At 35.5% G+C, this 13645-nt stretch carries 9 protein-coding genes; 7 read left to right on the top strand and 2 right to left on the bottom strand.

Translation table 11 applies throughout. The annotated features are described in order from the left end of the window. Positions 1-441 precede the first annotated feature (441 nt). Positions 442-1476, bottom strand: a complete 1035-nt coding sequence (locus FWJ34_RS13205) for a sulfate ABC transporter substrate-binding protein (RefSeq protein ID WP_308255792.1) — start codon at positions 1474-1476, stop codon at positions 442-444. A gap of 200 nt (positions 1477-1676) precedes the next feature. Here FWJ34_RS13205 and FWJ34_RS13200 point away from each other — a divergent pair, with 200 nt between their 5' ends. The 5 genes from FWJ34_RS13200 (at position 1677) to FWJ34_RS13180 (ending at position 9612) form a co-directional block, all read left to right on the top strand. Next, the gene (locus FWJ34_RS13200) at positions 1677-2036 is read left to right on the top strand and encodes a PleD family two-component system response regulator (RefSeq protein ID WP_396231923.1); all 360 of its coding nucleotides are present in this window, start codon (positions 1677-1679) and stop codon (positions 2034-2036) included. Between the two features lie 138 nt (positions 2037-2174). Beyond that, positions 2175-2717, top strand: coding sequence for a chemotaxis protein CheW (locus FWJ34_RS13195; RefSeq protein WP_308255791.1), 543 nt, complete (start codon positions 2175-2177; stop codon positions 2715-2717). 180 nt (positions 2718-2897) lie between these two features. Then, entirely contained in the window at positions 2898-5270 is a 2373-nt protein-coding gene (locus FWJ34_RS13190; protein ID WP_308255790.1) for a methyl-accepting chemotaxis protein, read from the top strand. 266 nt (positions 5271-5536) lie between these two features. Beyond that, positions 5537-8296, top strand: coding sequence for a hybrid sensor histidine kinase/response regulator (locus FWJ34_RS13185; protein WP_308255789.1), 2760 nt, complete (start codon positions 5537-5539; stop codon positions 8294-8296). A gap of 131 nt (positions 8297-8427) precedes the next feature. Further along, positions 8428-9612, top strand: a complete 1185-nt coding sequence (locus FWJ34_RS13180; protein ID WP_308255788.1) for a response regulator — start codon at positions 8428-8430, stop codon at positions 9610-9612. A 277-nt stretch (positions 9613-9889) separates the two neighbouring features. Here FWJ34_RS13180 and FWJ34_RS13175 read toward each other — a convergent pair whose 3' ends face one another. Further along, positions 9890-10921, bottom strand: a complete 1032-nt coding sequence (locus FWJ34_RS13175) for an AraC family transcriptional regulator (RefSeq protein ID WP_308255787.1) — start codon at positions 10919-10921, stop codon at positions 9890-9892. Between the two features lie 520 nt (positions 10922-11441). Between FWJ34_RS13175 and FWJ34_RS13170 the strand changes: the two genes are divergently transcribed. Both FWJ34_RS13170 and FWJ34_RS13165 read left to right on the top strand, forming a co-directional pair. Further along, entirely contained in the window at positions 11442-12488 is a 1047-nt protein-coding gene (locus FWJ34_RS13170; protein WP_308255786.1) for an AI-2E family transporter, read from the top strand. Positions 12489-12672: 184 nt separating this feature from the next. Continuing rightward, positions 12673-13455 carry a DUF2092 domain-containing protein gene (locus tag FWJ34_RS13165; protein ID WP_308255785.1) on the top strand — a complete coding sequence of 261 codons (783 nt, stop codon included), beginning with the start codon at positions 12673-12675 and terminating at the stop codon, positions 13453-13455. Positions 13456-13645: the final 190 nt, after the last annotated feature.

The raw sequence follows: 13645 nt of genomic DNA, 5'->3' as shown, positions 1-13645 counted from the left end.
TATAAATGCCGCTATCAACATTTTGAAAAAGGCTCTAAGTACCGTAGGGCATACGGGAACTTTTGTCTTTAAGACAATAAACGCTTGGGGAGAGGATGCCTCTATTTTGATTGGTAGCGATACCTGTCATGGTAAGCAACCTCATTGAACCAAGAATCCCATCGCATCAAGGGCATGGGAGTGTCAACAAAGACACCTCCAGAAATAGAGATACAGGTTTATCAGCCAGTTTTACGGTAGGAAATTATAACGTCTAAGACTTACGCAATCATAACGATATTCTGTCATTGCGAGGCACGAAGCGATCTCAATTAACCTTGATTTTTCGTACAAATGCGTAAATTACAACGTCTTAACAATAATTGATATTACTATATTGCAGAAGGGCTAGTGGCTTTAATTATTACTACAAGCAAGTTATAAGTAATACCCACCTTACATTTATCTTCCAAATGTTCCAGATGCTATTTGATCGAAAATCGCTTTATCGGCAAAGAATCTTGTCTGAATATTACCCCAACCGCCAAAATCTTTCACCGTTACTAATTTTTTCACTTCTGGATATTCAGAGGTAAATTCTTTAGCTACTTGAGGATTAACTGAGCGAAAACCAACTTTGGCAAATTCTTGTTGTGCTTGTGGGGTGAAGGTATATTTAACAAAGGCTTCGGCGATCGCCCTTGTACCGTGTTTGTCCACGTTTTTATCCACTACGGCAATGGGATTGTCGATGGAAATATTATAATCTGTTGGTACATAATAGGGCACTTTTGAGCCTTTTTTCTTGGCTAAAATTGCCTCATTTTCATAGTTTAACAAGACATTTCCCCTACCCCGTTTATAAAATACGTCACTGGCTTCCCTCGCATCTTTGGGTAATTCAGCGACTGGAATATTATCATATACTTTTTTGACAAATGCCTTTGCTTGAGCTTCTGTACCTCCATTGAGTGCCACCGAACCCCATAACCCTAAAAAATTCCATTGCGCCCCCCCTGATGTTTTTGGATTCGCCGTAATTACCTTCACTTTTTCATCCGCTAAATCACTCCATTTTGTGGGCTTTACCCCTTTATCACGAGTAACAAATGCTACCACAGATTTAGTGACGATCGCATCATTGGGAGCTCTATCTTCCCAACCTGGCTCAATTAATCCCGCTTTTTCTAGTTTTTTTGTATCCCCTGCTAATGCTAACGCCGCAACATCGGCTTCTAAACCATTAATGATAGCCTTAGTTTGACTTCCTGAACCAGCATAACTTTGACGAAACTCAACATTTTGTCCCGTTTTTTTCTTCCAATCGGCTGTAAATTGAGGAATTATTTTAGAATAGGCACTTTGAGTTACTGCATAAGATACAAATGTAATTGTTTTTGGCGGTTGAGCGTTAACTCCAAAATAAAACGATAAGGATAAGGTAATCACTAAACTTACTAACCCTAAACCCGTGAGGCGTAGATATTTTTGAAGCATTTTTTCTCCTGTTGGTTGCAAAATTTAATAAAATTATAAATGTTTTTCATTTTATTTTAACTTAATTTATAAATGAAACCTATAAAAATTTTTTTTAACAACACCCATTATGCAAAGATTTTAGCGATGAATACTTATTGTAAAAATCTATAAAGTTTGTTATTATACACTAAAAATGATTCCTAAATGAATTAAAAATCATGCAAATTTTGGTCGTGGACGATCTTAAATCAGAATTAGATTTAATCAGTGAGTATTTAACCTCCAATGGTTACGGGGTGATTAGGGCGGAAAATGGGCAGGAAGCCTTAACCAAGATTTCGGAGTCAAAACCCGATCTGATCGTCACCGATTGGATGATGCCAGAAATGGGAGGCTTGGATATGTGTCGTCAACTAAAGAAAAATCCTGATACCGCCAATATACCAGTTATTGCTTGTACTGCGAAGGATCAACCCGTCGATCGACTTTGGGCAACCAAACAAGGAGTTAAAGCCTATTTAGTCAAACCTTGCTCGAAAGATCAATTAATTGATGCAGTCAAAACTGCTCTACTTTAAACTGGTAAAAATTATTTTTAATTGGTTCGTAGTAAGGGCTAAAGCCCTCTAAATGAGAATTAGATCCCTTCTAACCCTCTTAGAAAAAAGGGGGAATACAACCCTAAATTTTTTTATTATTAATTCTTAATTCCTAATATGTCCACTGTTTCTACTCTATCTCGCTTGCAAGAGCTATTACCGCAATTATTTCAAAACTCTACCATTAAGGGCGATCGTTATTTGCGTTTTGGGATTAATCAATTATCCGCTTTAATTGCCATGAGTAATATTCAGGAATCCTTAGTAATTTCAGGAGATCGTATTACGCCTATTCCTCAAATGCCCAATGCGGCTATGGGATTGGCTAGTTCACGCAATGCCGTCTTTTGTATTTTTGATTTAGGGCATTTAATGGGTTTATCTCCCCTTTCTTCCTATTTACGACAATATCACGTCATCGTTTTGAAAGAGTCCCCTTCTGATTTATTAATTGGTGTTGCGGTGCATCAAATTCAGGGCGTAACCAGAGTCATCACCGAAGAAATCTCTACCGAGGAAAGAATCTACGATGTACTACCACAAAAAAAATTACCTCTTTCTTTAAAACCCTATTTTACTGGTTCTTTTCTACAGGATGACGAAGAATTATTGATTTTAGATTTATCGACTTTATTTAGCAACATCAAACAATCGAAGTAAGGTAGTTTGCCCCATAGTTTTTCTGTGAGGGTAAGGAAAAGGGAAGAGAGAAGAGGGAAAAGTAATAATTAATTAACCATTAAGAAATCTTTACCTATTCATTACTCATTACTCATTACTCATTACTCATTACTCATTACTCATTACTCATTACTCATTACTTACTATCTGGGATGATTTATGACTATATTAAACAAAATATCAGGAAATTCTATTCAAAATCAAGGGTTATCTCATTCTAACCTCAGAAAACAAATTATTAGGGAATTTTTCACTGATTTAAGACAAAAGTTTTCCTCCCCTGATTCTTCAACTTCCTCTCGACGCACTCTCCGCACTCAGTTATTAATCACCGTCTTACCTACCGTGATTGTACCTCTAGCCATTGCATCAGCGATCGCCATTAACTTTACTCAACGTCAAGCAAAAGAAAGATTAAAAATAGACACTATTCAAACTTTGAGATTAGCGGCGGAAGCCACTCGACAGTCGATGGAGGGAATTTTTGGAGTTACAGATGTACTAGAAATTAATCGAGACTTGGTTAATGCCTTAAAAGTGGCGGGGGAAGAAACCAGTAGTAATAAAGTGCCGAGTAAACATCCAATAGTGAATCAATATCTGCAACTCCTTGGGGATAAAAAAAAGTTAGATAATATTGTGGTGGTAGAAAGAAATGGTAACGCTATCGCCTATAGTGATAAATCAGTAGATATTGTACAAGATACCTTGCCTTGGTGGGATTCTGTCACTTTAGATAATCGCAGAGTAATTGAACCTGCTTATTTTGACGAAGCCTCTGGCACTGCTTTTGTTACTTTAATTAGAACTATAAAAGATCCTATCAGCACAAGTTTTCTAGGGATAACAAAAATTAGTAAATCGATCGAATTTTTAAACGAGGAAATTTTTGATTCTTTGAAAGTGAAGATTTCTGACGCACAACAAGTGCAAGTAATTAGCGTTTCTTCTGGGGAAGCGTTAAGCACTTTTAAGGTGGATGAAGCAAAAGCATTAGGAGATGTATTAGGGGGTAAACCCTTAATCGAGGCAATGCAGATTTTTCAGAGTGCCATTACCGATAATCCTGAAGAACCACAACAGGTAATTGATAAAATAAATAATAAAAATGGCATCACTAACGCTAATATCAGCAATACTGTTACTGATGAGTTAGTTTTATCCTTTGAATTACAAAACCGCATTTTTAACATTCTTAATGTACCGGAAAGTGATTTAGCAGTGGTTGCCTCCGTTACCAAATCCGAAATCGCTCAAGCGGGGCAAGAATTGGCGATAACTCTCACTCTCATAGCGGTTGCCTTAGCTGTGATCGCCATTGGAGTAGTGGTATTATTAGCCCGTCAATTATCTCAACCCCTCACCAATTTAACTAAAAAAGCTCAACAGGTAGCGGAAGGAAACTTAGATGTTAAAGTAGAATTACAAGGCACTCAAGAAACTTATACCCTCGGAGATAGTTTTAATAACCTTGTTAAACAAGTCAATAACCTGATTGATGAACAAAAAACTGTGGCACAGGAAAGGGAGAAACAAAAAGAAGCCCTACAAACGGCAATTTATCAGTTATTAGAAGAAGTTGAAGGTGCATTAGACGGGGATTTGACGGTAAAAGCTAGTTTAGACTCTATGGAAATTAGTACCGTTGCTGACTTAGTTAACGCTATTATCGATAACTTGCGAGAAATTGCCATTCAAGTAAAACAGTCCACCTCTCAAGTTAGCACATCTTTAGGGGAAAATGAAAAGTCGATCGAACAGTTAACCCTACAGGCAATTAAAGAAGCGGAAGCTACTAATAATACTCTTAAATCGGTTAAAGTCATGTCAAAGTCGATCGAAATGGTAGCCGAAAACGCCCGTCAAGCCTCTACCTTCGCTGATTCGGCTTTCCAAGAAACCCAAGCAGGTACACAAGTAATGGATGATACCGTTAATAGTATCATTTCCTTGAGAAGTACCGTTGGGGAAACCGCTAAGAAAATCAAGCGTTTAGGGGAATCATCCCAAAAAATTTCTCAGGTGGTATCCCTCATCGAAGAAATAGCCCTCAAAACTAACCTTCTCGCCATCAATGCCAGTGTGGAAGCTGGTAGGGCGGGTGAACAAGGACAAGGATTTACGATTGTAGCTGAACAGGTAGGAGCATTAGCTGAACAATCGGCCACCGCTACGAAGGAAATCGCTAAAATCATCACCTCTATTCAAGTGGAGACTCAGGAAGTTACCCAAGCGATGGAATTAGGTACGGCTCAAGTAGTCGATAGTACTCGTTTAGTAGAAGCTACCAAAAAACGTCTCGAAACGGTGTTAGAACGATCACAACGTATTAACGATTTAATGCGATCGATTTCAGAAGCAACGGTGACACAAACAGATACTTCAGCCCTTGTAACGGAGTTAATGCAGGAGATTGCCCAGTATTCAGAAACCAGACTCAAATCTTCTCAAGAAGTCGCCGAATCCATGCGCAATACTGCTCAAGTAGCTCAACAGTTACAGTCTGCTGTTGAACAATTCAAAGTGGAATAAAAGGGCTAAAGCCCTCACTACGAAACGTAAAACAGACATCTTGCCTGTCACGACAAACCGTAAAACAAGTATCTTGCATCTCTATCATCAATTCTCGATGAGGATAGGGAAAAGGGAAGAGGGAAGAGGGAAGAGGGAAAAGTAATCAGAATTGATTTTAAAACTCCTAAAATTGATTTTTCCCGTTTTGTTTCATTGGTATTATTGTACTGGTGCAAGATCTGAGTAAAACAAGTATCTTGCCTGTCAAAAAAAAGTAAAAATTTATGGATAGAGAAACACAAATTCGGTTTAATTTTTTAGATGAAGCACACGGGTATTTAGATCAACTAGAACATATCTTTTTAACGGTATTTAGTCAAGAAATTAATCCAGAAAGCCTTGATGTGGCTTTACGTTGTGCCCATTCTCTCAAAGGAGGGGCTGGGATGATGGGATTTACCCTTTTAAGCAATGCAACCCACCGTTTTGAAGATTTTTTGAAAATATTTAGGCTTCGTTTTGCCTCTATTACCGCTAGTGATGATTTACAAACACTCTTTCTCGAAGGAGTTGATAATCTGCGTCATATCGTTCATTTCTACCAAAATCGGGGAGATTTAGATATTACAGTTTTAGAAACTAAAAATATCGTCATATTTGAAGGTTTAAGGAGTTTTTTAGGAGATTTACAGGGAAAGGATGAAAAAAACCTTTTTGCCCTCAATCAAAGCTCTGGATCGGAATTAGAGCTATTTGAAGAAGAAGTCGATCGACTCTTACAAGAGTTTGCGGTGCAAATCCAGAACTTGAATACAGACGAGTTACGAGAAGGCTTAATGCTTCTGGGGGAGGAGTTAATGGTTTTCAGTCAAATGGCGGATATTGATGCTTTTACTCTACTGTCTCAAAATATTCAAAAAGAAACCATGCTAACAACGGCGGAAGATTTGTCCTCCTTTGCCGAAGAAGCTGTAAAAACTTGGTTACGCTCACATTCTTTAGCCTTACGGGGTAGTTTTGACAAAATACCGAATAGTATTGATTTTATCCCGATGGGGCTTGATTTTGAACAAGACTTAGACATTGATTTGACGGCATTAACAGAAGAATTAACCGCTTTAGAAAATGAAAAAAATGCAACACCTGTTATAAATAGCCTCAGTGTCAAAGCCGTTGCCTTAGAAAATGAGCCTACCACGAGGGAAACTGTCACGATGATTAAAATTCCAGCTAACCAACTAACTCAGTTTAACACCTTGTTTGGTAAGTTGATTCTTGAGCGTAACGTCATCAATGCCCAACTGGAAGACTTAAAAAACTTTGCCAGTTTGATGTATGAAAGAATGATTCAATTAGAAGAATCACAAGAACAATTGAAAAAGTGGTACGATCGAGCTTCTATTGAAGGTTTAATTAATACCCCCACAGCCACAGTAAATAGTATTGGAGATACCGCCTTCGATATTTTAGAAATGGATCGGTATAGTGAATTACATCTTGTCACTCAATCTCAAATTGAAACCATGGTTCAACTAAAAGAAGTCGGCACAGATATTCAACTAGGGTTGTTAGATATACAAAATGTCGTCAGAGAATTAAATCAAACTACTACCGCCTTGCAAAAAAATGTCTCTCGCACCCAGATGACACCCTTTGCCGATGTGGTTAGACAATTTCCTCGGATGATTCGAGATTTAGGGGTACAATTTCAGAAAAAAGTTAAGTTACAAATTGAAGGTGATAGCACTCTTATCGATCGAGCAGTGTTAGAAAAACTCAACTCACCCCTTAACCACTTACTGCGTAACGCCTTCGATCACGGTATTGAATCTCCTAACATTCGTATTGTTAACGGCAAACCCCCCGAAGGGAAAATAACCATTACGGCGGTAAATCGTGCCAATCAAACCATTATCTCCATTGAAGATGACGGTAAAGGCATCTCCCTCGACAAAATTCGTCATCGCCTTATCAATCAAGGTATTCCCCCAACTACGGTTGCTCAAATGTCATCCTCTCAACTATTAGACTATATTTTTCAACCCGGTTTTAGTACAAAAGAGCAAGTTACCGAACTTTCGGGAAGGGGAGTTGGGATGGATGTAGTGCGAACTGCCCTTAAAGAAATCAGGGGAGATATTCAAGTCAAAACCACCGAAGGCAAGGGTACAACGTTTATTATCAATATTCCCTTTTCCCTTTCCGTTTTGCGAGTAATGTTACTAGAAAGAAATGGTCTTATATTCGCTATACCCCACAACAGTATTCGAGAATTAAAAATTCTTTCCTCTGCTGATATTATCACAGAAGTCGATCAAGAATTAATTTCATGGCACAGTCATCGCCTTCCCCTGATTAAAACAGAAGAATCTCTTATCTTTCAACGTCCTTACAAAGCCAATCCCTTAAAAGGCAATCCCTTAGTTAATACCATAACAGTATTAATTGTCGGCGAAGGAAACAATTTAAGTAGTATGTATATAGATAAAGTATGGGGAGAACAAGAAGTAACCGTGTATCCCATACAATGCCCTATCCCTTTACCCCAAGGCTTTAACAGTTCGATTATTTTAGGAGATGGTAGAGTCATCCCTCTAGTTGATCCTGTAGAGATGTTACAGGGATGTCAAAACAATAATATCTCATCCCTTGAAAACATCAACTATCAAGAAGAAATGCAACGTATATTGATCGTCGATGATTCCATCAATGTACGCAACTATTTAGCCTTAACCCTTGAAAAAGCAGGTTATCAGGTAGAAGAAGCCAAAGACGGGAGGGAAGCGGTGGATAAATTATTTAACGGTTTAGTCGTCAAAGCCGTAATTTCCGATGTGGAAATGCCTCGTTTAGATGGTTATGGCTTATTAGAAGAAGTCAAAGGCAACCCAGAATTGAAAAATTTACCAATTATTATGTTAACTTCTCGCAGTAATGATAAACACAAAAAAATTGCTTTTAATTTAGGGGCAAATGCTTATTTTTCTAAACCTTTTAACGAACAAGAATTAATTAACCAATTAGAGTCATTAATCATCTATTAATTATGAGAAAAACTACAATTAATCAAATTAATTCGTTACGTTCTTAGTAAGGGCTTTGGCTCTTTTGAAAGGCAAATGACTAAAGTCATCACTACAAACTTTATCTAATTATTAAATATAAATTATTAACTATGAATACCACTCTAAAAACTAGCAACTTTTTTGAAGATTTAAACGTATCTAATACCACTGGTAATATTGAAATTTACAAAAACGGAATTTTATGGCAACTTTTTTTAGTAGATGGAAAGCTTGAATTTGCTAATCATTCTTTACATTCAGGAGATAAATTAAAACATTTTCTCAAAAAAATAGATCATTCTAATGCAGATAAATTTGATTTGTTAAAAAATAATAAAGCTCATATTAAACATCAAATATCTCATTTAGAAAAAAAAGGTTTTATCACCAATATTCAAAAATATTTGCTTCAACAAAAAATTTCAGAAGATGCGATAGAATCTTTATACTGGTTAAGCAAAAATCATGAAGAAAATTTGATTTCACCGCAATTAAAACCGTTAAAATGGGCGGAGAATGAGGTAGTAAATACTGAAAATTTAATTGATATTGAACTGTTAATTAACAATATTAAATCAAGGTGGTTATCATGGAAAAAACTAAGCCCAATAATTACTTCTCCCCATCAAATACCAGTGTGCAAAAATTCTAGTATCTTAGATAAATATGAAGTATCTGGTTTTTTATCTGGAAAAGTTTTAAAGCAATTAGCCCGTTTCATGAATGAATTAAGTATCAGAGAATTGGCATTATTAATTAAACAAGATGAATTAAAATTAGCTCAATTATTATTACCCTATATTAAACAAGGAATCATACAATTAAAGCCTCCTAAATCCCCCTTAAATTTATTGCCTCAAATACCTATTAATAATGTTTCCAATTCATTGCCAGAAATTCCGCCGATAAAAGTCAAAAAACCCGTAGTAAATGAGAAAAAATACTCGATCGTTTGTATTGACGATAGCCCTGCGATGCTAGAGATAATTAGTTCTTATTTAGATACTAATAAATATCACTTAACCACTATTTCTGAACCGATGAAATCCCTTTCTTTCCTTTTTAAAAGTAATCCAGACTTAATTATTATGGATATTTCTATGCCCGGAATTAACGGTAATCGATTATGCAAAATCTTAAAAAGTAGTCCTGTTTTTAAATCAATTCCCATTATTTTAATTAGTGGAGAAAACAATATTGAAGAAGATATTTTAGAGTCAACAGGAGCGAGAGATTTTTTAGCAAAACCCTTTGAAAAAACAGCATTAATTAATTTAATTCATAAATATTGCTAAAGAAAATAACTTTCTATTAAGGGCTCAAGCCCTTTTTTTGCCAAGAATATACTCTACACAAAATTAGGAATTTTGTAACACAAAGAGTTCTACTTATCATCAAGAATAAACTTTCCCAACTTTAGCAAAAATAGTTCTTAAAGCTACAAAAATTGCAGATAATATAGACCAAAATAAGCATGTATTTAACATAAAATTTATTGTTATTTATTTCTTTTATTCTAATTGTTAAAATTATAAAAGGGATCTCAAAAGGATCGGCTATGGAATGTACATCTTAGTTAGTTAACTGATAGCTTTTTGGACTTTGAGCAAATTTGCGTCTAAATGCTGTACTAAAAGCTTCTGGATTAGAGTATCCCACTTTTAATGCTACTTGAGCCACTGATAAATTAGAATCTCTCAGTAATTCTTGTGCTTGTTCCATGCGATAGTTATATAAATAACCGAATACGGTTGTGCTAAATAATTGCTTAAATCCTTGTTTTAATTTACGATCATTCAATCCTACTTTTCTGGCTAATTCTGTTAAGGAAGGAGGATTAAGGGAAGACTTGATTAAAATATCTTTGGCGTATTCTACTCGCTCGAGATCATCTTTTTTTAAACTTAATTTTTGAGGGGTAAATGTCGATGAATCGCAACAATTAAACTGCAAAGCAAATAATTCTAGGGCTTTACTTTCTAAATATAATTGCTTCGTTAAACCATGATAAGGACATTGATAAATTTGAGATAATGCCTTTAGTATTTCAGGATTATTTTCCCCTAATGGTAAATGAAATTTCGACGTTCGATCACCATTAATTAAGTTTAAAATGGGATTATAATTTGTTTTTTCTCCTATGCAAAAACCTTGAAAATAATCTACAGGTGCATAAATACTTATAACCCTAATTTTTGTGTTACAAGACCATTTTTCCACTTCTCTTAAATCAGGTAAATGATAAAGGTAATTTTTCCCAGTTGATTCGATATAACTTGGTTTAATTTCAGATGTATTGAATGTTTCTACTGTGGACATCCCAGAAAGATAAAAATGTGATGTGAGAGGAAAATTACTTTCATGTTTTCTTTGCAAATACATTGTTTCTTTCAGTTGTGCTTCGATAATCTCAATTGTTAATCCTCCCCTTAAACTAATTTGACGATTGTATCCTTTTCCTAAACGAGGAGGAAAATGAATAATATTTTCCTGATTATTATTTTCAATAGTACATTCCGCCCAATTAACAATTCTTTGACTCTTTAGTGGATGATTGGGTAAAAGAATAACTGTATTGGTGTCATATATCAGAGGGTTACTCATTGCTAAATTAAATGATAATTATTCCTATTAATTTTAATTAATTCACATTTGATTGTCAATATAAAAGGAATGAGGATTTTATAGCAATCAGGAATAATTTGTCAGAAAATACTCCGAAAAATTAGCAAAAAAAACCATGTATCTAAACTACCCTTTTTTAAGGTTAAAGCAAGTGAGAAGACATTTAATTAATTGGTTAGAATCAAAATAATATATTGTTTGCCATTTCGACTAATAATTCTTGTCTAAGGTTCGGAATATATGTTTTTCGGTTTGGAGGTTATTGAGTGGCAACAATTTTAAGTTTAGTTATTGCTTTAATTTTATATAAGTAAGTGAATAAAATTAATACTGCATTTTATTTTTCTCAAAGTTATGTTTAATTAACAATGGGTTTAAACCCTTTGCCTTGCATTATCTTGCATTGCCTTGCATTGCCTCTATACAATTAATTTTTTACATGAGTACATACTTATTCTCCTTAAATCCTTTGAAAAGAAAGTCCTAGATAGCTAAACCTATGAAAAATAATTCTAAACTTATCAATCCCATTATTCAGTTTTTTACGATCGGTTTCTTATTGGCTTGGTGTTTTATTCTGATTCGTCCGTTTATCATCATCATCCTTTGGGCAGTGATCATGGCGATCGCCCTCTTTCCTGTATTTGAGTGGTTGAAAAACCGTCTTGGGGGGAGAGCCAAATTATCGGCCATCATCCTTGCTTTAGTGGGTATTGTCATTATTTTAGGTCCTGTTAGTATAATTGCAACAGTTCTGTTTCATAATGCACAAAATATTGTTGAAGGTATTGATGCAGGTACTTTAGTTATACCGCCGCCTCCTTCTGAGATTGCCGATATACCAATTATTGGTAAATCTTTAAGTGAACTTTGGCGACTGGCATCGGTAAATCTTAAAGGATTAATTAGTCAATTTCACACCCAAATAGTAGAATTTTCTAAAACCCTTTTATTACAAGCGACCAATATCAGTTTAATCTTACTGAAATTTATTATATCTATCGTTATTGCAGTCATATTAACTCTGAAAGCCAAAAGTCTTAATCAAGGTGTAATCTTATTTGTTTCACGATTAGCTCCATCGAGAGGAGAAGAATTTATCCAACTAGCAACTATAACGATACGCAGTGTTACTCGTGGTGTCATTGGCGTTGCAGTTATTCAAACCCTGCTGGTGGCTTGTGGCTTGATTTTAGGGAAAATTCCGGCTGCGGGAATACTAACCTTAGTGTGTTTATTTCTCAGTATTATTCAGATTGGTCCAGGTTTGATAGTTTTAGGTGTGATCGTCTTTGCTTGGTCAACCATGAATCCTTTTGGGGCTTTACTTTTCACCATTTGGATGATTGGTGCAACTTTAATTGATAACATACTTAAACCAATTTTAATGGGGCAAGGGCTACCAGTACCTATAGTGATCATTTTATTAGGGGTAATTGGCGGAACACTTGCCCACGGTATTCTCGGTTTATTTGTAGGTCCTGTAATCTTGATTCTGGGCTATGAATTAATACTAGCTTGGATGAAAGAAGACTCTGAAACATAACTTAACGCTTATAAAACGAAAATTGTTATTAAATAGAATTAAGAGCATCAACTTCGGAAATTACGCATTTTGGCGAATTTTACTTGTTTAAGAGATCGACATAAAAAATAAAGGGTTTTCATAATTTTTGCGTAAATTTTGAATTTTAAACTCAACTAATTCTATTAAGTACAATGTCAAACTCATGAATTATTTACGCACCTTATTAATTTTGACTTTCTGTGTAACTTTTAGCTTAGGGTTAGTGCCAAAAATACAAGCTCAAAATAATCCTGGTACAAGTACAGCAACAGAAGAAACATCGATAACAACGGAAGAATTGTTAAACCAAGTCTGTGATTTTCTCAAGAGTCAACAATCCTTGAGTGTAGAAATGGACATCACCTATGACAACGTTCTCACATCGGGGGCAAAAGTCCAATATAGCGGTTACAAAAAAGTGTCAGTACAGAGACCCAATATGGTAAGGGTTGATACCGTAGCGGATGAAGGTAATAGAAATTTTTATTATGATGGTAAATCTTTTACCTTGTTTTCTCCCGATTTGAAGGTTTTTGCCACCAAAGAAGCACCCGCTAATATTGATGAAATGCTCAACACCATTGAGGAAAAATTCGGTTTCACTATCCCGATGTTTAATTTATTCACCAGTAATCCTTGTGCTGTCTTAGATGATATGGTTGGAGAACCTTTATACATCGGCAGTAATTTAGTTAATCGAGAGGAAACGGATCAAATATTAATTGTTACTAAAGATTGGGATGGACAACTGTGGATTAGTCAAGATGAACCTCTTTTAGTGAAAAAGGCGATCGTCACCTATAAAAATTTACCTCATGCCCCTCAATATACGGTGTTATTTTCTAATTGGAACTTTAAACCCTCCTTTGCACCAGATACTTTTACCTTTATCCCCGCCAAAGATGACTTCAGAGTGCAAATATTACCTACTTCCCCCGAACCGTAAAACAATTCTCTCTCATTAGCCTCCCTTATTAAGCAGGGTTTTTTCAAAGTCGGTATCAAAACGCATTTGTTTTGGAAGGGGAGAAAGAGGGAGAGGGGGAAGGGGGGATTTTTTTCTAATAATTGATTAATTAATAGTCAAAAACTTCTGTATCTGGCACTATCTGTTAATTTTAGAAATTGAGATTTTC

The organism is Geminocystis sp. GBBB08 (assembly GCF_016743215.1).
Classification (GTDB): Bacteria; Cyanobacteriota; Cyanobacteriia; order Cyanobacteriales; family Cyanobacteriaceae; genus Geminocystis.
The sequence above is the reverse complement of the archived record's forward strand: the minus strand, read 5'-3'. Positions and strand labels throughout refer to the sequence as shown.